General features: G+C 62.6%; 29 protein-coding genes. All 29 read left to right on the top strand.

Annotated elements, in window-relative coordinates:
* The first annotated feature begins 384 nt into the window (after positions 1 to 384).
* The 29 genes from rpsJ to RT456_RS16395 all read left to right on the top strand — a co-directional run bounded on the left by rpsJ (position 385) and on the right by RT456_RS16395 (position 17,363).
* Positions 385 to 696, top strand: a complete 312-nt coding sequence (rpsJ, locus tag RT456_RS16535) for a 30S ribosomal protein S10 (RefSeq protein ID WP_010341589.1) — start codon at positions 385 to 387, stop codon at positions 694 to 696.
* Between the two features lie 11 nt (positions 697 to 707).
* Positions 708 to 1,358, top strand: coding sequence for a 50S ribosomal protein L3 (rplC, locus tag RT456_RS16530; RefSeq protein ID WP_313348131.1), 651 nt, complete (start codon positions 708 to 710; stop codon positions 1,356 to 1,358).
* Between the two features lie 12 nt (positions 1,359 to 1,370).
* Positions 1,371 to 1,976, top strand: a complete 606-nt coding sequence (gene rplD, locus RT456_RS16525; RefSeq protein ID WP_313348129.1) for a 50S ribosomal protein L4 — start codon at positions 1,371 to 1,373, stop codon at positions 1,974 to 1,976.
* A complete protein-coding gene (gene rplW, locus RT456_RS16520) occupies positions 1,973 to 2,272 on the top strand; it encodes a 50S ribosomal protein L23 (RefSeq protein WP_313348127.1) in 300 nt (99 codons plus the stop codon). Before rplD ends, rplW begins: the two co-directional genes overlap by 4 nt.
* A gap of 10 nt (positions 2,273 to 2,282) precedes the next feature.
* The gene (gene rplB, locus RT456_RS16515; protein ID WP_313348125.1) at positions 2,283 to 3,110 is read left to right on the top strand and encodes a 50S ribosomal protein L2; all 828 of its coding nucleotides are present in this window, start codon (positions 2,283 to 2,285) and stop codon (positions 3,108 to 3,110) included.
* Positions 3,111 to 3,116: 6 nt separating this feature from the next.
* Positions 3,117 to 3,386 carry a 30S ribosomal protein S19 gene (rpsS, locus tag RT456_RS16510; protein WP_017355409.1) on the top strand — a complete coding sequence of 90 codons (270 nt, stop codon included), beginning with the start codon at positions 3,117 to 3,119 and terminating at the stop codon, positions 3,384 to 3,386.
* 12 nt (positions 3,387 to 3,398) lie between these two features.
* Positions 3,399 to 3,734, top strand: a complete 336-nt coding sequence (gene rplV / locus RT456_RS16505) for a 50S ribosomal protein L22 (protein ID WP_017355410.1) — start codon at positions 3,399 to 3,401, stop codon at positions 3,732 to 3,734.
* A gap of 17 nt (positions 3,735 to 3,751) precedes the next feature.
* Entirely contained in the window at positions 3,752 to 4,486 is a 735-nt protein-coding gene (gene rpsC, locus RT456_RS16500) for a 30S ribosomal protein S3 (RefSeq protein WP_313348123.1), read from the top strand.
* A 5-nt stretch (positions 4,487 to 4,491) separates the two neighbouring features.
* Positions 4,492 to 4,905 carry a 50S ribosomal protein L16 gene (rplP, locus tag RT456_RS16495; protein WP_017355412.1) on the top strand — a complete coding sequence of 138 codons (414 nt, stop codon included), beginning with the start codon at positions 4,492 to 4,494 and terminating at the stop codon, positions 4,903 to 4,905.
* Positions 4,905 to 5,090 (top strand): 50S ribosomal protein L29, encoded by a 186-nt coding sequence (gene rpmC / locus RT456_RS16490; RefSeq protein WP_214900310.1) that lies wholly within the window; start codon positions 4,905 to 4,907, stop codon positions 5,088 to 5,090. The genes rplP and rpmC overlap by 1 nt, the downstream gene beginning before the upstream one ends.
* An 11-nt stretch (positions 5,091 to 5,101) precedes the next feature.
* Positions 5,102 to 5,371, top strand: coding sequence for a 30S ribosomal protein S17 (gene rpsQ / locus RT456_RS16485; RefSeq protein ID WP_313348121.1), 270 nt, complete (start codon positions 5,102 to 5,104; stop codon positions 5,369 to 5,371).
* Between the two features lie 13 nt (positions 5,372 to 5,384).
* Positions 5,385 to 5,753 carry a 50S ribosomal protein L14 gene (gene rplN, locus RT456_RS16480; RefSeq protein ID WP_010483978.1) on the top strand — a complete coding sequence of 123 codons (369 nt, stop codon included), beginning with the start codon at positions 5,385 to 5,387 and terminating at the stop codon, positions 5,751 to 5,753.
* Between the two features lie 16 nt (positions 5,754 to 5,769).
* Entirely contained in the window at positions 5,770 to 6,087 is a 318-nt protein-coding gene (gene rplX, locus RT456_RS16475; RefSeq protein WP_017355416.1) for a 50S ribosomal protein L24, read from the top strand.
* An 11-nt stretch (positions 6,088 to 6,098) separates the two neighbouring features.
* Positions 6,099 to 6,641 carry a 50S ribosomal protein L5 gene (gene rplE, locus RT456_RS16470; protein WP_313348119.1) on the top strand — a complete coding sequence of 181 codons (543 nt, stop codon included), beginning with the start codon at positions 6,099 to 6,101 and terminating at the stop codon, positions 6,639 to 6,641.
* Between the two features lie 18 nt (positions 6,642 to 6,659).
* A complete protein-coding gene (gene rpsN, locus RT456_RS16465) occupies positions 6,660 to 6,965 on the top strand; it encodes a 30S ribosomal protein S14 (RefSeq protein WP_313348117.1) in 306 nt (101 codons plus the stop codon).
* A gap of 265 nt (positions 6,966 to 7,230) precedes the next feature.
* Positions 7,231 to 7,629 (top strand): 30S ribosomal protein S8, encoded by a 399-nt coding sequence (gene rpsH / locus RT456_RS16460; RefSeq protein ID WP_019186156.1) that lies wholly within the window; start codon positions 7,231 to 7,233, stop codon positions 7,627 to 7,629.
* A gap of 18 nt (positions 7,630 to 7,647) precedes the next feature.
* The gene (gene rplF, locus RT456_RS16455; RefSeq protein ID WP_313348115.1) at positions 7,648 to 8,172 is read left to right on the top strand and encodes a 50S ribosomal protein L6; all 525 of its coding nucleotides are present in this window, start codon (positions 7,648 to 7,650) and stop codon (positions 8,170 to 8,172) included.
* Positions 8,173 to 8,254: 82 nt separating this feature from the next.
* Positions 8,255 to 8,608, top strand: a complete 354-nt coding sequence (gene rplR / locus RT456_RS16450) for a 50S ribosomal protein L18 (RefSeq protein WP_019186158.1) — start codon at positions 8,255 to 8,257, stop codon at positions 8,606 to 8,608.
* A gap of 158 nt (positions 8,609 to 8,766) precedes the next feature.
* Positions 8,767 to 9,309 (top strand): 30S ribosomal protein S5, encoded by a 543-nt coding sequence (rpsE, locus tag RT456_RS16445; protein WP_038690276.1) that lies wholly within the window; start codon positions 8,767 to 8,769, stop codon positions 9,307 to 9,309.
* Positions 9,302 to 9,493, top strand: a complete 192-nt coding sequence (gene rpmD / locus RT456_RS16440) for a 50S ribosomal protein L30 (RefSeq protein WP_121042886.1) — start codon at positions 9,302 to 9,304, stop codon at positions 9,491 to 9,493. Before rpsE ends, rpmD begins: the two co-directional genes overlap by 8 nt.
* A 4-nt stretch (positions 9,494 to 9,497) precedes the next feature.
* A complete protein-coding gene (gene rplO, locus RT456_RS16435; protein ID WP_313348113.1) occupies positions 9,498 to 9,941 on the top strand; it encodes a 50S ribosomal protein L15 in 444 nt (147 codons plus the stop codon).
* A gap of 3 nt (positions 9,942 to 9,944) precedes the next feature.
* Positions 9,945 to 11,300 (top strand): preprotein translocase subunit SecY, encoded by a 1,356-nt coding sequence (secY, locus tag RT456_RS16430; protein ID WP_313348112.1) that lies wholly within the window; start codon positions 9,945 to 9,947, stop codon positions 11,298 to 11,300.
* Positions 11,301 to 11,664: 364 nt separating this feature from the next.
* Positions 11,665 to 12,021: a 30S ribosomal protein S13 gene (gene rpsM, locus RT456_RS16425; protein WP_017355426.1), complete on the top strand. Its 357-nt coding sequence runs from the start codon at positions 11,665 to 11,667 to the stop codon at positions 12,019 to 12,021.
* Positions 12,022 to 12,033: 12 nt separating this feature from the next.
* Positions 12,034 to 12,423, top strand: a complete 390-nt coding sequence (gene rpsK / locus RT456_RS16420) for a 30S ribosomal protein S11 (protein WP_017355427.1) — start codon at positions 12,034 to 12,036, stop codon at positions 12,421 to 12,423.
* Positions 12,424 to 12,437: 14 nt separating this feature from the next.
* Positions 12,438 to 13,067, top strand: a complete 630-nt coding sequence (gene rpsD, locus RT456_RS16415) for a 30S ribosomal protein S4 (protein ID WP_017355428.1) — start codon at positions 12,438 to 12,440, stop codon at positions 13,065 to 13,067.
* Between the two features lie 55 nt (positions 13,068 to 13,122).
* Entirely contained in the window at positions 13,123 to 14,121 is a 999-nt protein-coding gene (gene rpoA, locus RT456_RS16410) for a DNA-directed RNA polymerase subunit alpha (protein ID WP_313348111.1), read from the top strand.
* 195 nt (positions 14,122 to 14,316) lie between these two features.
* The gene (gene rplQ, locus RT456_RS16405) at positions 14,317 to 14,703 is read left to right on the top strand and encodes a 50S ribosomal protein L17 (RefSeq protein WP_121042892.1); all 387 of its coding nucleotides are present in this window, start codon (positions 14,317 to 14,319) and stop codon (positions 14,701 to 14,703) included.
* 739 nt (positions 14,704 to 15,442) lie between these two features.
* Complete coding sequence (locus tag RT456_RS16400) at positions 15,443 to 15,955, top strand: disulfide bond formation protein B (protein WP_313348109.1); 513 nt, start codon at positions 15,443 to 15,445, stop codon at positions 15,953 to 15,955.
* Positions 15,956 to 15,989: 34 nt separating this feature from the next.
* Positions 15,990 to 17,363 carry a 3-deoxy-7-phosphoheptulonate synthase class II gene (locus RT456_RS16395; RefSeq protein WP_313348107.1) on the top strand — a complete coding sequence of 458 codons (1,374 nt, stop codon included), beginning with the start codon at positions 15,990 to 15,992 and terminating at the stop codon, positions 17,361 to 17,363.
* Positions 17,364 to 17,379 lie beyond the last annotated feature (16 nt).

Raw genomic sequence — 17,379 nt, 5'->3', positions numbered from 1 at the left:
AAGGCGGTCGTACCGTCGGCGCCGGCGTGGTTGCCAAGATCATCAAGTAATCTGCTAGACTCTGCGCCCCGATGTTGCCTGGGTAGGGCATCGGGGTGCTGAATAAACGGGAAAAGAGGCGCAGGACGCACCTCGTGTTCCCCAGACCAGGAAGGGTCGCGCCATTCAGGCAGTGTCAACAGGTCCCCTGTTGACCGCCGCGTTGTATGCGCGCTATACTTTTTGTCTGGGCAGATCGGGAGACCGGTCTGCCTCGATTTTTGAGGTCTATGGAAAGATCTTGTCGCCGCGCAGGAATGTGCGGCGTCCGCATTCAGGATATTCATGGGACAAGGCAACCCAGAGGCCTTGTCCGTCGCTCTTTTAACGAAGGAACCTACCGCCATGGCGGACCAAAAGATCCGGATTCGGTTGAAGGCGTTCGATCATCGTTTGATCGACCGTTCGGCCAGCGAGATCGTTGAAACGGCAAAGCGGACCGGCGCGCAAGTGCGTGGCCCGATCCCGCTGCCGACCAAGATCGAGCGTTACACCATTCTCGTCTCCCCGCACGTCGACAAGGACGCGCGTGACCAGTACGAGACCCGCACGCACAAGCGCGTGCTCGATATCGTTGACCCGAACGACAAGACCGTGGACGCGCTGATGAAGCTCGAACTGGCTGCCGGCGTCGACGTTCAGATCAAGCTGACCTGAGGACTACGACCATGACGAAGAAATATTCGTTGGGCTTCGTGGGCCGCAAGGCTGGCATGAGCCGCGTTTTCACTGAAGATGGCCGCGCCATCCCGGTGACCCTGATTGAAGCTACCCCGAACCGCATCGCGCAGATCAAGACCGTCGAAGCTGACGGCTACAGCGCCGTGCAGGTGACTGTCGGCGCGCGTCGCGCTGCCCTGGTCAACAAGCCGGAAGCCGGTCACTTCGCCAAGGCGAAGGTTGAAGCCGGTCGTGGCCTGTGGGAATTCCGCGTTGAAGACGCCCAGCTCGGCGATTTCGCCGTCGGTGGCGAAGTCAAGGCGGACATCTTTGAAGTTGGCCAGATGGTCGACGTCCAGGGTGTCACCAAGGGTAAGGGCTTCCAGGGCACCATCAAGCGCTACAACTTCCGTATGGGCGACGCAACCCACGGTAACTCGCTGTCGCATCGCGCGCCGGGTTCGCTGGGTCAGCGCCAGACCCCGGGTCGTGTGTTCCCGGGCAAGAAGATGTCGGGCCACATGGGTGCCGTGCAGCAGAGCACGCAGAACCTGGAAGTTGTCAAGGTCGACGTCGAGCGCGGTCTGATCGCGATTCGTGGCGCCGTGCCTGGCGCTGCGGGTGGTGACGTGATCGTGCGTCCGGCTAGCAAGGCATAAGGAGAGATGACGATGGAACTCGTTATCACGGGTAGCAACAACAAGGTCTCGGTCTCCGATGCCGTGTTCGGTCGCGATTTCAGCGAAGATCTGGTTCACCAGGTCGTCGTCGCCTATCGCAACGCCGGTCGCGCCGGCACCAAGGCACAGAAGACTCGCTCTGAAGTGGCTGGTACCACCAAGAAGTCGAAGAAGCAGAAGGGCGGCGGTGCGCGTCATGGCGCGCTGACGGCTCCGATCTTCGTCGGCGGTGGTGTCACCTTCGCGGCCAAGCCGCGCAGCTTCGAGCAGAAGGTCAACCGCAAGCAGTACCGTGCCGCCATGTGCGCGATCCTGTCCGAGCTGAACCGTCAGGGCCGTCTGACCATCGTGGAGTCCTTCGATGTCGAAGCGACCAACACGAAGGCGCTGATCGCCAAGCTGGCCGGCCTGGAAGTGGGCAAGCGCCCGCTGATCGTCACCGAAGACGCCACCGAGCACCTGTACCTGTCGGCGCGCAACATTCCCTACGTGGAAGTGCGTGACGTGCAGGGCCTGGATCCGGTGTCGCTGGTCGGTGCCGACACGGTCGTCATCACCGCTGACGCGGTCAAGAAGGTCGAGGAGTGGCTGGCATGAACAGCAACGAAAAAATCTTCAGCGTGCTGCGTGCTCCGCGGGTCTCCGAAAAGACCGCGCGCCTGCAGGAACATTCCAACCAGTATGTCTTCGAAGTCTCGAACGAAGCCACCAAGGCCGATGTAAAGGCCGCGGTTGAGCAGCTGTTCGACGTCAAGGTCGAAGCGGTCAACGTGCTGAACGTGAAGGGCAAGAACAAGTCCTTCCGTAACCGCACCGGCCGTCGCGGCGATTGGCGCAAGGCATACGTGCGTCTCGCCGATGGCCAGTCCATCGATGTAACGGCCAAGGCCTGAGGTACATCCCATGCCATTGATGAAATTCAAGCCCACTTCCCCCGGCCGCCGTTCGGCCGTGCGCGTGGTTACGCCCGATCTGCACAAGGGCGCACCGCACGCAGCGTTGCTGGAGCCGAAGAGCAATTCCGGTGGTCGTAACCACCACGGCCGCATCACCACCCGTCATATCGGTGGTGGCCACAAGCAGCATTACCGCGTCATCGACTTCAAGCGCAACAAGCTCGGTATCCCGGCGCGCGTGGAACGTATCGAATACGATCCGAACCGCACCGCCCATATCGCTCTGCTGTGCTACGTCGACGGCGAGCGCCGCTACATCATCGCACCGAAGGGCCTGAAGGCCGGTGACCAGGTGATCGCGGGCTCGGACGCGCCGATCAAGGCGGGCAATACCCTGCCGCTGCGCAACATCCCGGTCGGTACCACTGTCCACGGCATCGAACTGAAGCCGGGCAAGGGTGCACAGATCGCGCGTGCCGCCGGCGCTGCCGTGCAGCTCGTCGCTCGTGAAGGCCTCTTCGCCACCCTGCGCCTGCGCTCGGGTGAAATGCGCAAGGTGCCGGTCGAGTGCTGCGCCACCATCGGTGAAGTCGGCAACGACGAACACAACCTGGAAAAGCTGGGCAAGGCGGGCGCGAAGCGCTGGCGCGGTGTTCGCCCGACCGTTCGTGGTGCTGCCATGAACCCGGTTGACCATCCGCACGGTGGTGGTGAGGCGAAGGCCGGCCAGGGTAATCCGCACCCGGTCACCCCGTGGGGTGTGCCGACCAAGGGTTACAAGACGCGCAAGAACAAGCGCACCCAGCAATTCATCGTCCGCGATCGTAGGGGCTAATCGACCATGGCACGTTCACTCAAGAAGGGCCCGTTCGTCGATCACCACCTCGTCAAGAAGGTGGAGGCCGCTGCGGGTAGCAAGAAGCCGATCAAGACCTGGTCGCGCCGTTCGATGATCCTGCCGGAAATGGTAGGCATCACCATCGCCGTTCATAACGGTAAGAACCACGTTCCGGTGCTCGTCAACGAGAACATGGTCGGCCACAAGCTCGGCGAATTTGCCATCACCCGGACCTTCAAGGGTCACGGTGGTGACAAGAAGTCGGGCAAGTAAGGAGAGATGACAATGGAAGCGAAAGCAATCCTGCGCTCCGCGCGCATCTCTGCGCAGAAAGCCCGCCTGGTCGCTGACCAGGTGCGCGGCCTGCCGGCCGAGCGTGCGGTCAACCTGCTGAAGTTCTCGGACAAGAAGGCTGCACACCTGATCAAGAAGGTGGTGGAGTCGGCTATTGCCAATGCCGAGAACAACCAGGGCGCCGACGTCGACGAGCTGAAGGTTCAGACCATCATGGTTGATGAAGGTCCTACCCTGAAGCGTTTCATGGCGCGGGCGAAAGGCCGCGGCACCCGCATCCTCAAGCGCACCAGCCACATCACTGTGGTTGTGGGCGCCGGCAAGTAAGCGGAAAGGAAAACACCATGGGTCATAAAGTTCATCCGATTGGTATCCGCCTCGGCATTTCCAAGGACTGGAACTCCAAGTGGTACGCCAACAAGGCCGAGTTCGCTGGTTACCTGGCAGCCGACCTGAAGGTGCGGGAAATGCTGCGCAAGAAGCTTGCGCAGGCCGGCATCAGCAAGATCCTTATCGAGCGTCCGGCAAAGACCGCTCGCGTGACGATCCACACTGCCCGTCCGGGCGTGGTGATCGGCAAGCGCGGTGAGGACATCGAAAAGCTGCGCAAGGAAGTGAGCGAAATGATGGGCGTTCCGGCGCACATCAACGTCACCGAAGTGCGCAAGCCCGAGCTGGACGCGCAGCTGGTTGCCGAGTCGATCGCGCAGCAGCTGGAGCGTCGCATCATGTTCCGCCGTGCAATGAAGCGCTCGGTCGGCAACGCGATGCGCCTCGGTGCCCTGGGCATCAAGGTCAACGTCGGTGGCCGTTTGAACGGTGCGGAAATCGCCCGTTCGGAGTGGTACCGCGAAGGCCGCGTGCCGCTGCACACGCTGCGTGCCGACATCGACTATGGCTTCGCTGAAGCCAAGACGACCTACGGCATCATCGGCATCAAGGTCTGGATCTACAAGGGCGAGGTTTTCGATTTCTCCCAGGTTGGCCAGGAAAAGCAGGACGACACCCCGTCGCGCAACGATCGTAACGATCGCGGCGACCGCGGTGACCGTCAGCGCCCGGCCCGTGAAGCGAGGTAACGACAATGTTGCAACCCAAGCGAACCAAGTACCGCAAGGTACACAAGGGCCGTAACGATGGCCTGAGCTGGAGCGCCAACGCTGTCAGCTTCGGCGAATACGGCCTGAAGGCAACCGCCCACGGTCAGCTGACCGCGCGTCAGATCGAAGCGGCTCGCCGCTCGATCAGCCGCTACGTCAAGCGCGGTGGCAAGATGTGGATCCGAGTGTTCCCCGACAAGCCGATCACCAAGAAGCCCATCGAAGTGCGAATGGGTTCTGGTAAGGGCAACGTGGAGTACTGGGTCGCCCAGATCCAGCCCGGCCGCATGATCTATGAAATTGAAGGCGTGGATGAGAGCGTGGCACGCGAGGCGTTCCGCCTGGCAGCTGCCAAGCTCTCCGTGACCACCACCTTCGTGACCCGGACGGTGATGTGATGGATATCAAACAACTTCGCGAAAAGTCGGCTGACGATCTCAAGTCCCACTTGACCGATCTGCGTAAGGAGCAGTTCTCGCTCCGTATGCAGCAGGTCACCGGGCAGCTGCCGAAGACTCACGAAACCCGCCGGGTCCGCCGCGAGATTGCTCGCGTCAAGACCCTGCTCGGCAGCAACAAGTAAGGATGGCCGCGATGAGCGACACTACTGAAAACAAGGCGCTGCGCACGGTCCAAGGCCGTGTCGTCAGCAACAAGATGGACAAGACGGTCACCGTGCTGGTGGAACGTACGGTCAAGCACCCCCTGTACGGCAAGTACTTGAAGCGCTCGACCAAGCTGCACGCACATGATGCCGACAACGCCTGCAATGAAGGCGACGTCGTGCTGGTGACCGAGATTGCTCCGATGTCCAAGACCAAGAACTGGCGCGTGGTGGAAGTCATCACGCGTTCGGCTCAATAAGGAGATCTGAATCATGATCCAGATGCAGAGCTACCTTGACGTCGCCGACAACTCGGGTGCCAAGCAGGTGATGTGCTTCAAGGTGCTGGGCGGCTCCAAGCGCCGTTACGCCGGCATCGGCGACATCATCAAGGTCACCGTGAAGGATGCGATCCCGCGCGGCAAGGTCAAGAAGGGTGAAGTGTATGACGCTGTCGTGGTGCGTACCCGCAAGGGTGTGCGTCGCGCCGACGGCTCGCTGATCCGCTTCGACGGCAATGCCGCGGTCCTGCTCAACAACAAGCAAGAGCCGATCGGCACCCGCATCTTTGGGCCGGTGACCCGTGAACTTCGTTCCGAGAAGTTCATGAAGATCGTCTCGCTCGCTCCCGAAGTGCTGTGAGCGCCAGGAGATAATCATGGCTAACCGTATCAAGAAGGGCGACCAGGTTGTCGTCAACACCGGCAAGGACAAGGGCAAGCAGGGCGAAGTCGTCCGCGTCGACGGCGATCGTGTGATCGTCGCCAACGTGAACATCGTCAAGCGCCACACCAAGCCGAACCCGCAGGCAGGCGTTGCCGGCGGCGTGGTCGAGCGTGAAGCGTCGATCCATATCTCCAACGTGAATGTGCTCAACCCGGCTTCGGGCAAGGGCGAGCGCGTTGGCTTCAAGGTGCTGGAGGATGGACGCAAACTGCGTGTGTTCCGCTCCAGCGGTGAGGCGCTTGACGCCTGAGGAATGAGAAGATGAGTTCCCGTCTCGAAAAGTTCTACCAGGAAGAAGTGGTGCCGGCGCTGATGAAGCAGTTCGGCTACACCAATCCGATGCAGGTCCCGAAGCTGGTCAAGGTCACCCTGAACATGGGTGTCGGCGAAGCGGCGACCAACAAGAAGATCCTGGAAAATGCCGTCGCCGACATGGCCAAGGTCTCCGGCCAGAAGCCGATCGTGACCAAGTCCCGCGTCTCGGTGGCTTCGTTCAAGATCCGCGATGGTTGGCCGATCGGCTGCAAGACCACGCTGCGTCGTGCCAAGATGTATGAGTTCCTGGATCGCCTGATCAACATCTCGCTGCCGCGCGTGCGCGACTTCCGTGGTGTCTCGGGTCGTTCCTTCGACGGTCGCGGCAACTTCAACATGGGTGTGAAGGAACAGATCATCTTCCCGGAAATCGACTTCGACGCTGTCGACGCGATCCGCGGCATGGATATCGCCATCACCACCACCGCCAAGACCGATGCGGAAGCGAAGGCGCTGCTCGCAGCGTTCAAGTTCCCGTTCCGTAACTGATACGTCGAGGAATTCGAAATGGCAAAGACCTCCATGGTCAACCGCGATCTGAAGCGTGCCAAGCTGGCCGTCAAGTACGCCGGCAAGCGCGACGAGCTGAAGAAGATCATCTCCAGCACGACCGCTTCGTACGACGAGAAGGCTGAAGCAGTGATCAAGCTGCAGAAGCTGCCGCGCGATTCGTCGCCGAGCCGTCACCGCAACCGTTGCGAGCTCTCGGGCCGCCCGCGTGGCGTCTACAGCAAGTTCGGCCTCGGCCGCAACAAGCTGCGCGAAGCCACCATGCGTGGTGACGTGCCGGGCCTTCGCAAGGCCAGCTGGTAAGGGATTCGTCCCCGCAGTACGGGGTGAGCCTGTTCAGGTTCACCCCAACGTGAAGAGTCCGACCCTGGTCGGGCTCTTTTTGTCGTATACTCCCGCGTCTCACTGGCAGTAACGGTGGGGTAGGGCGCTGAAACGGCGACCGGTAGAGCCGACTGTGGGTCGGCTGGCCGGATACCCTGAACAAGAACGAAGGGCCTCCAGGCCCATTTCAGAAATAGCAAGATTTTCGCGAAAGCGGATATCGGTGCACTCAAAGGTATCGACTATGAGCATGACTGATCCCATCGCCGACCTGCTGGTACGCATCAAGAATGCGGCCGCGGTTGGCAAGCAGACGGTGAAAGCACCGTCCTCCAAGATCAAGGTAGCAATCGCAGAAGTGTTGAAGGCCGAAGGCTACATCACCGACCTGCGCGTCACCAAGATCGAGAACAACAAGGCCGAGCTTGAAATCGTCCTGAAGTATTTCGAAGGCAAGCCGGTCATCGAGACCCTGAAGCGCTTCTCGCGTTCGGGTCTGCGCCAGTACCGTGGCAAGTCCGAGCTGCCGAAGGTCCTGAACGGCCTGGGCATCTCCATCATCTCCACCTCCAAGGGCATCATGACTGATGCGCAGGCGCGCCAGTTGGGCGTCGGCGGCGAAGTCCTGTGCTTCGTGGCCTAAGGCGAGAAGGAAACTACTATGTCCCGCGTAGCCAAGAAGCCCGTTGACCTGGGTAAGGTTGAACTGAACGTCCAGAACGACACCGTCACCGCCAAGGGCCCGAAGGGCACCCTGTCGATGGCCAAGCCGGCTGGTATCGCCATCAATGTCGAGAACGGCGTTGCGAGCCTGAGCGCCGAGAACGCGGATCTGATCCCGCTGACCGGTACGCTCCGCGCCATCCTGGCCAACATGGTCAAGGGTGTTTCCGAAGGCTTCGAGCGCAAGCTCGAGCTGGTCGGCGTGGGCTACCGTGCCTCCATGGCAGGCAAGGATCTGAGCCTGGCGCTCGGCTTCTCGCACCCGGTCGTGTACGTGGCGCCGGAAGGCATCACCATCACCACCCCGACCCAGACCGAGATCCTGGTCCAGGGCGCGGACAAGCAGGTGGTCGGTGAAGTTGCCGCCAAGATCCGTGCGTTCCGCAAGCCGGAGCCGTACAAGGGCAAGGGCGTGAAGTACTCCGACGAAGTCATCATTCGCAAGGAAGCCAAGAAGGCCTAATGCGAGTCCCCCGCAGAAGCCCGCACATCACTGTGCGGACTTTTCAGGACACGCCAGCCTTCAGCTTTCGAGGATCAAAAACATGAACAAGAACATCGCTCGCCTGCGTCGCGCCAAGTCCACCCGCGCGCACATCCGCGTCCTCGGCGTGCCGCGTCTGTCGGTGCTGCGCACCGGTCAGCACCTGTACGCCCAGGTCTTCACCGCCGACGGCTCCAAGGTGCTGGCTGCTGCCAACACCACCCAGGCCGACGTCAAGGAAGGCCTGAAGAATGGCAAGAACAGCGACGCCGCCGCCAAGGTGGGCAAGCTGGTTGCCGAGCGCGCCAAGGCTGCGGGCATCGAGAAGGTCGCTTTCGACCGCTCGGGCTACCGCTACCACGGCCGCATCAAGGCGCTGGCCGATGCAGCCCGCGAAGGCGGCCTGCAGTTCTAAGGGTTAAGGGAGCGGGGCTGGTCCCCGCTTCCGCCTGCCTGCCGGCACGGGTTGTGCCGGACGACGTCCTTCTTCTGCAGGGGCGATCGGTTCACCGCTTCACTTCACAGCTATAAGCGGCCTTGAGCCGTACATACCCAATCAATCAAGGAATCAACATGGCAGAAGAACGTCAGCAGCGGGGTCGCGATCGCGACCGCAACCGCGAAGAGAAAGTCGACGACGGCATGATCGAGAAGCTGGTCGCGGTCAACCGCGTCAGCAAGACCGTCAAGGGCGGTCGCCAGTTCACCTTCACCGCGCTGACCGTGGTCGGTGACGGCGCAGGCAAGGTCGGTTTCGGTTATGGCAAGGCGCGCGAAGTGCCGGTCGCCATCCAGAAGTCGATGGAGCAGGCTCGCAAGAACCTGGCCGACGTCGATCTGAACAACGGCACCCTGTGGCACCCGGTGAAGTCCGGCCACGGCGCAGCCCGCGTGTTCATGATGCCGGCCTCGGAAGGTACCGGTGTGATCGCCGGTGGTGCCATGCGCGCCGTCCTGGAAGCCGTTGGCGTCAAGAACGTGCTGGCCAAGGCCGTCGGTTCGCGCAACCCGATCAACCTGGTTCGCGCCACGCTGAAGGGTCTGTCCGAAATGCAGTCGCCGGCCCGCATTGCGGCCAAGCGCGGCAAGAAGGTGGAGGATCTCAACCATGGCTAATGACACCACCAAGACCATCAAGGTCCGTCTGGTTGGCGGCCTGCGCGGCGCCCAGGCACGTCACCGCCTGTCGGTGAAGGCGCTTGGCCTCGGCAAGCTCAATAGCGTACGTGAACTGAAGGACAGCCCGCAGGTTCGCGGTCTGATCAACAAGGTCCACTACCTCGTCAAGGTTGAGGAATAATCCAATGACCATGCATCTCAATGAACTGAGCCCGGCACCGGGCGCGCGCAAAGAGCGCACCCGCGTGGGCCGTGGTATCGGCTCGGGCCTGGGCAAGACCTGCGGCCGCGGTCACAAGGGTTCGTTCGCCCGTAAGGGTGGCGGCAAGATCAAGGCAGGCTTCGAAGGCGGCCAGACCCCCATGCAGCGTCGTCTGCCGAAGGTCGGTTTCCGTTCCAAGATCGCCAAGGACACGGCCGAAGTGCTGTCCTACCAGCTGGACAAGCTGGAAGCCGGTGAGATCGATTTCGCCGCGCTGCGCGCTGCGAACCTGGTCCCGACCTCGGCCAAGCAGGCCAAGATCGTCATGAAGGGCGGCCTGACCAAGGCCTTCACCCTGAAGGGCGTCGCAGCAACGGCCGGTGCCAAGGCCGCGATCGAAGCTGCCGGCGGCAGCGTACAGGAGTAAGACATGGCGCAAGCTGGCATTGGTAACCTGGGCGGCGGGCTCGGCAAGTTCACGGAACTTCGCCAGCGTCTGCTGTTCGTCGTCGGGGCTTTGATCGTCTACCGCATCGGCTGTTATGTGCCGGTGCCGGGCGTCAATCCTGATGCCATGCTTGCGCTCATGCAGGCGCAGGGCGGCGGTATCGTGGACATGTTCAACATGTTCTCGGGCGGCGCCCTGCACCGCTTCAGCATTTTCGCGCTGAACGTGATGCCGTACATCTCGGCATCGATCGTGATGCAGCTGGCGGTCCACATCTTCCCGGCGCTCAAGGCGCTGCAGAAGGAAGGTGAATCCGGTCGCCGCAAGATCACCCAATATTCCCGCATCGGCGCCGTGTTGCTGGCGGTGGTGCAGGGCGGCAGCATCGCGCTGGCGCTGCAGAACCAGCTGTCCCCGAGCGGTGCGCCGGTCGTTTACGCGCCGGGCATGGGCTTCGTGCTCACCGCCGTGGTCGCGCTGACCGCCGGTACCATCTTCCTCATGTGGGTCGGCGAGCAGGTCACCGAACGTGGCATCGGCAACGGTGTGTCGCTGATCATCTTCGCCGGCATCGTGGCCGGTCTCCCGGGTGCGGTCCTCCACACCTTCGATGCCTACCAGGACGGCAACCTGCAGTTCATCCAGCTGCTGCTGATCGTGCTGGTGGTGCTGGCCTTCACCTTCTTCGTGGTGTTCGTCGAACGCGGCCAGCGCCGCATCACGGTGAACTACGCACGTCGCCAGGGCGGCCGCAACGCGTACATGAACCAGACCTCGTTCCTGCCGCTGAAGCTGAACATGGCGGGCGTGATCCCGGCCATCTTCGCCTCCAGCATCCTGGCCTTCCCGACCACCCTGGCCATGTGGTCCGGCCAGGCCAGCTCGGCGACCTGGCTGCAGAAGGTCGCCAACGCCCTGGGTCCGGGCGAGCCGCTGCACATGATCGTCTTCGCTGCGCTGATCACCGGTTTCGCGTTCTTCTATACCGCGCTGGTGTTCAACTCGCAGGAAACTGCCGACAACCTGAAGAAGTCGGGCGCGCTGATTCCGGGCATCCGTCCGGGCAAGGCCACCGCCGACTACATCGACGGGGTACTGACCCGCCTGACCGCGGCCGGCTCGGCCTACCTGGTGATCGTCTGCCTGCTGCCGGAAATCATGCGCACGCAGTTGAATGCCTCGTTCTACTTCGGCGGCACCTCGCTGCTGATCGTGGTGGTGGTGGTGATGGACTTCATTGCGCAGATCCAGGCGCACCTGATGTCGCACCAGTACGAAAGCCTGTTGAAGAAGGCAAACCTGAAGGGCGGCAATCGCGGCGGTTTTGCCCGCGGCTGATTGGCCTGTTACACTATCGTCTTCCTGACGTGATGGTCCTCCGCTTCGCGGACCTGGCCACACAAACGAAGGGCGGCCCCCGCAGCGGTTCCGGGTGGGGGTGAGATCGGGTTGTCCTGCGCGGGAGTAGCGCGGGCGACACCGGGGAAGGGCTCGCAAGGGTCGTTCTCACGGGGTCAACCTGATCCGGCGCCGGAGCCTGGGCACACTCCCTGGGCCGGGTCCATGAAACCTTTCAGGTTTCACGGGCTTCCATGTAAACCGGAACCTTGTTAGTATCGCTAGTTCACTTTTTTGATCCATCCTGCCGGATCGGCGCACTTCGGGTGCGCTGTCGGCCATCACTCAGCTGGAGAACCGCGTCATGGCGCGTATTGCAGGCGTCAACCTGCCAGCCCAGAAGCACGTCTGGGTCGGGTTGCAAAGCATTTACGGCATCGGCCGTACCCGTTCGAAGAAGGTCTGCGACGCTGCAGGCGTGACCTCGACCACCAAGATCCGCGATCTGTCGGAGCCGGAAATCGAGCGTCTTCGCTCGGAAGTGGCCAAGTACATCGTGGAAGGCGATCTGCGCCGTGAAATCGGTATCGCGATCAAGCGCCTGATGGACCTGGGCTGCTATCGCGGTCTGCGTCACCGTCGCGGCCTCCCGCTGCGCGGTCAGCGCACCCGTACCAACGCCCGCACCCGCAAGGGCCCGCGCAAGGCGATCAGGAAGTAAGGGACCTAAGAAATGGCTAAGCCCGTCGCTAAGACCAAGAAGAAGATCAAGCGCGTCGTCACTGACGGCGTCGCCCACGTCCACGCTTCTTTCAACAACACCATCGTGACCATCACCGACCGCCAGGGCAACGCTCTGTCGTGGGCGACGTCCGGTGGCGCTGGCTTCCGCGGTTCGCGTAAGTCCACCCCGTTCGCTGCCCAGGTGGCTGCCGAGAAAGCCGGCCGTGCCGCGCTGGATTACGGCGTCAAGTCCTTGGAAGTCCGCATCAAGGGCCCGGGTCCGGGTCGTGAGTCGGCCGTGCGCTCGCTGAACAACGTGGGCTACAAGATCACCAACATCATCGACGTGACGCCTATCCCGCACAACGGGTGCCGTCCGCCGAAGAAGCGTCGCGTCTAAAGGAGCGATAAGAAATGGCTCGTTATATCGGTCCTACCTGTAAGCTCGCCCGCCGCGAAGGCGCCGACCTTTCCCTCAAGAGCCCGGCCCGTGCGCTGGACTCGAAGTGCAAGCTGGAGCAGAAGCCCGGCCAGCACGGCGCCACTGCCCGTAAGGGCAAGCTGTCCGACTACGCTACCCAGCTGCGTGAAAAGCAGAAGGTCAAGCGTATCTACGGCCTGCTGGAGCGTCAGTTCCGCAACTACTACAAGAAGGCCTCGACCAAGAAGGGCAACACCGGCGAGAACCTGCTGCAGCTGTTGGAAACCCGCCTGGACAACGTCGTCTATCGCATGGGCTTCGCTGTGACCCGTCCGGCTGCGCGTCAGCTGGTCTCGCACCGCGGTGTCACCGTGAACGGCAAGTCGGTCAACCTGGCTTCGTACCAGGTCAAGGCTGGCGACGCTGTTGCTCTGTCCGAGAAGGCTGCCAAGCAGCTGCGCGTTCAGGAAGCCCTGACCGTCGCCGCCCAGCACGACCTGCGTCCGTCGTGGGTTGAAGTGGATTCCGGCAAGTTCGCCGGCATCTTCAAGGCTGTTCCGGATCGTGCGGACCTGCCTGCGGATATCAACGAAGCGCTGATCGTCGAGTTGTATTCGAAGTAATTCACATCGGAGAATCCCCGGCGACGGCCGGGGATTCACTAGGAGAACCCGCAACATGACGGTTACCGCCAATCAGGTTCTGCGTCCTCGCGGTCCGCAGATCGAACGCATTACCGACACCCGAGCCAAGGTCGTTATCGAACCTTTGGAGCGTGGTTACGGGCATACGCTGGGCAATGCCCTGCGTCGCGTGTTGCTGTCGTCCATCCCGGGCTTCGCCATCACGGAAGTCGAGATCGACGGCGTGCTGCACGAGTACACCACGCTTGAAGGTTTGCAGGAGGACGTCCTCGATGTCCTGCTCAATCTGAAGGACGTGGCGATCCGTATGCATACCGGTGACAGCGCCACGCTGTCGCTGTCCAAGCAGGGTCAGGGTGTTGTGACCGCTGCCGATATCAAGGTCGACCACAACGTCGAGATCCTCAACAACGATCATGTTATCTGCCACCTGACCAAGGACACGGCGATCAACATGCGTCTGAAGATCGAGCGTGGCTTCGGCTACCAGCCGGCGGCCGCGCGTCGTCGTCCGGACGAAGAGACCCGTGCCATCGGTCGTCTGGTTCTGGATGCGTCGTTCTCGCCGGTCCGTCGCGTCGCCTATTCGGTGGAAGCGGCCCGCGTCGAACAGCGTACCGATCTGGACAAGCTGGTGCTGGACATCGAAACCAACGGCACGATCGATGCCGAGGAAGCCGTGCGCACCGCCGCCGACATCCTCAGCGATCAGCTGTCGGTCTTCGGTGACTTCACCCACCGCGACCGCGGTGCAGCGAAGCCGGCCAACAACGGCGTGGATCCGGTGCTGCTGCGCCCGATCGACGACCTGGAATTGACCGTGCGTTCGGCCAACTGCCTGAAGGCCGAGAGCATCTACTACATCGGCGATCTGATCCAGAAGACCGAAGTGGAACTGCTCAAGACCCCGAACCTCGGCAAGAAGTCGCTGACCGAGATCAAGGAAGTCCTCGCACAGCGCGGCCTTTCGCTCGGCATGAAGCTGGAGAACTGGCCGCCGGCCGGTGTCGCCCAGCACGGCATGCTCGGCTGATCCAGCGCTCAGGTTTCACCCCGCACCTTCGGGTGCGGGGACTTTACCCGCAGTACCTCGCACCGACAGGCCCATAGCCTGCGGTGACGGTCGGCCAGGAGGGCCGGCACCGGACCATCCGCAGTCCAAGCAGCAACGCCAGGAAGGCGACAGCGACACCCAACCGATCCAACATTCTTTCAAGGATTACATCCCATGCGTCACATGAAGTCTGGCCGTAAGTTCAACCGTACCAGCGCTCACCGCGAAGCAATGTTCAAGAACATGGCTGCCTCGCTGTTCAAGCACGAGCTGATCAAGACCACCCTGCCGAAGGCCAAGGAACTGCGCCGCGTCGCCGAGCCGCTGATCACCCTGGCCAAGGTCGACTCCGTCGCCAACCGCCGTCTGGCCTTCGCCCGTCTGCGTGACAACGAAGCCGTGGGCAACCTGTTCACCACCCTGGGCCCGCGCTACGCGAGCCGTCCGGGCGGTTACCTGCGTCTGCTGAAGTGCGGTTTCCGCGCTGGCGACAACGCTCCGATGGCCTACGTCGAACTCGTCGACCGTCCGGCTGCCGTGGCTGAAGCCGTCGAAGAATAATCGACGCGCAACACCCCAAGATTGTTGAAGAACCCGGCCTTGCGCCGGGTTTTTCATTTCTGCTCTCCCGGAAGCGTTGATCCCGTGTCGCCGGGCGTTGCCCGGCTGCTGCTGGTCATGGGCGAACAGCCGCGCAGCGGGATTGTCCAGTGCCCGGCCGCGCCGGGTGCTGGTTTGCGGGGGACGCCGTGAATACGTCCCTGTAGGCTTCGTCGCGGCATCCATGCCGCTCAGACCCCCGCAAACCAGCCCCCGCCGCGACCCCGATGATGCGTCGGTGCTCATAGGGTCCATCGGCTCGGCATGGGAGGCCGCGATCGGATGGTTGCCGGGCAGGCCCGGCCCATCTTCGTTCGAAGAGCCGCAGCCATCGGCGTGTCTGACTTTCCATGTCGGAGCCGGGCCGGGCGTGCCCGGCCTGTTTCTGTTGCCGACCTTCCACAACGAGCCGATGGGCCCCATGAGCACCGACGCAAGATCGGGGTCGCGGCGGGGGTGGGTTTGCGGGGGTGTAGAAAACATGGATGTTTTCTACAAGCCCCCATGGACGGGTTCACGGCGTCCCCCGCAAACCCACACCCGGCGCGGCCGGGCACTGAACACTGCGGCAGCGCGGCTGTCCGCCCGAAACCCAAAACACCCCATAAGGCCAACCAAGCCGACATACGGCAAAGCGTCGCAGCCTGAACCCCGCAGCGGCCTGTTAATCTTGCTGCCTGGACTTTCACGAGTGTTGGCAATGAATCCATTGCGCTGGAATTACCGCGCCCAGTTCCTGCTGGGGTTCCTGATCTGTGCCGCGTTGCTGGGCTACGCGATCTGGTTGCAGCTGAAGATGGGGCTCGAACCTTGCCCGTTGTGCATCTTCCAGCGCATTGCGTTCGCTGCCTTGGGTCTGTTGTTCCTGATCGGGGCGCTGCATGGACCGCGCGATCGTCCCGGGCGCATTACCTACGGCGTGCTTGCATTCATTGCCGCCGCCGTGGGTGCCGGCATTGCCGCGCGCCACGTGTATGTGCAGTTGCTGCCGCAGGACCTCGGGTCCAGCTGCGGGCCGCCGCTGTCGTTCCTGAGTGAGACGATGGGGCCGTTCGAAGTGTTCCGCACCGTCCTCACCGGTACCGGCAACTGCGGCAACATTGATTGGACCTTCCTGGGTATGAGCATTCCCATGTGGAGTGTGGTCTGGTTCGTCCTGCTGGGCCTGTGGGCCCTGGTGGTGTCGTTCCGTCGTCCTGCCCGCCGCCACTGAACCTCTTTTTACCGCTGAACTGCTGGATATTCCGATGACTGCTTCCGACCGTGACCCTACCTTCGCCGCCGTGCCGACCGACTGGTCGCCGGAGAGCTGGCGTGGGAAGCCGGCGCTGCAGATGCCGACCTATCCCGATCCCGTCGCATTGGACGCAGCGCTGCATGAGCTCAAGCGCCTGCCGCCGCTCGTGACCTCGTGGGAGATTCTCTCGCTCAAGCAGCAGCTTGCCGACGCCCAGGAAGGCAAGCGCTTCCTCCTGCAGGGCGGCGACTGCGCCGAGAACTTCAGCGACTGCGAATCCACCACCATCTCCAACCGGCTCAAGGTGCTGCTGCAGATGAGCCTTGTGCTTGTGCACGGCATGCGCAAGCCGGTCATCCGCGTCGGGCGGTTTGCCGGCCAGTATGCCAAGCCGCGTTCGGCCGACACCGAGACCCGCGATGGCGTCACCCTGCCCAGCTACCGCGGCGACGTGATCAATGCGCCGGAGTTCACCGAAGCCGCGCGCCTGCCCGATCCGCGCCGCATGCTGCAGGCCCATGCGCACTCGGCCATGACCATGAACTTCGTGCGGGCCCTGATCGATGGCGGCTTCGCCGACCTCCACCACCCCGAATACTGGAACCTGGAGTGGGTGCGGCACTCGCCGCTGGCCACCGACTACCAGAAGATGGTGTCCTCGATCGGCGATGCCGTGCGCTTCATGGAGACGCTGTCGGGCGCGCAGGTGTACAACCTCAACCGCATCGACTTCTATACCTCGCACGAAGCGCTGCTGCTGCCGTATGAGCAGGCGCTCAGCCGCCAGGTGCCACGCCAGCATGGCTGGTTGAATCTCAGCACACATTACCCGTGGATCGGCATGCGCACCGCCGCGCTCGATGGCGCCCATGTTGAATACCTGCGTGGCGTGCGCAATCCCATCGCGATCAAGGTCGGGCCGTCGGTGCAGCCGGACCAGCTGCTGCGCCTCATCGACGTGCTCAATCCGGATGATGAGCCGGGCCGCCTGAGCTTCATCCACCGCATGGGCGCGGCGCAGATCGCCGACAAGCTGCCGCCGCTGCTGGACGCCGTCAAGCGCGATGGTCGCCGCGTGCTGTGGGTGTGCGATGCCATGCATGGCAACACCGAAAGCACCAGCAACGGTTACAAGACCCGCCGCTTTGACAACGTGCGCAGCGAAGTGGAGCTGTCGTTCGACCTGCACGCGGCAGCCGGCACCCGCCTGGGTGGCGTGCACCTGGAACTGACCGGCGAAGACGTGACCGAATGCACCGGTGGCGCACGTGAGCTGACCGAGCGTGACCTGGAGCGTGCGTATCGCTCTTCGGTGGACCCACGCCTGAATTACGAGCAGTCGCTGGAGATCGCGATGGCGATCGTGCGCAAGCAGGGCGGCTGACCCGCACGTAGAGCCA

Source organism: Stenotrophomonas sp. (genome assembly GCF_032099025.1).
Taxonomy (GTDB): Bacteria; Pseudomonadota; Gammaproteobacteria; order Xanthomonadales; family Xanthomonadaceae; genus Stenotrophomonas.
Note: the sequence above shows the minus strand (reverse complement) of the source record. Positions and strands in the feature narration are given on the sequence as shown.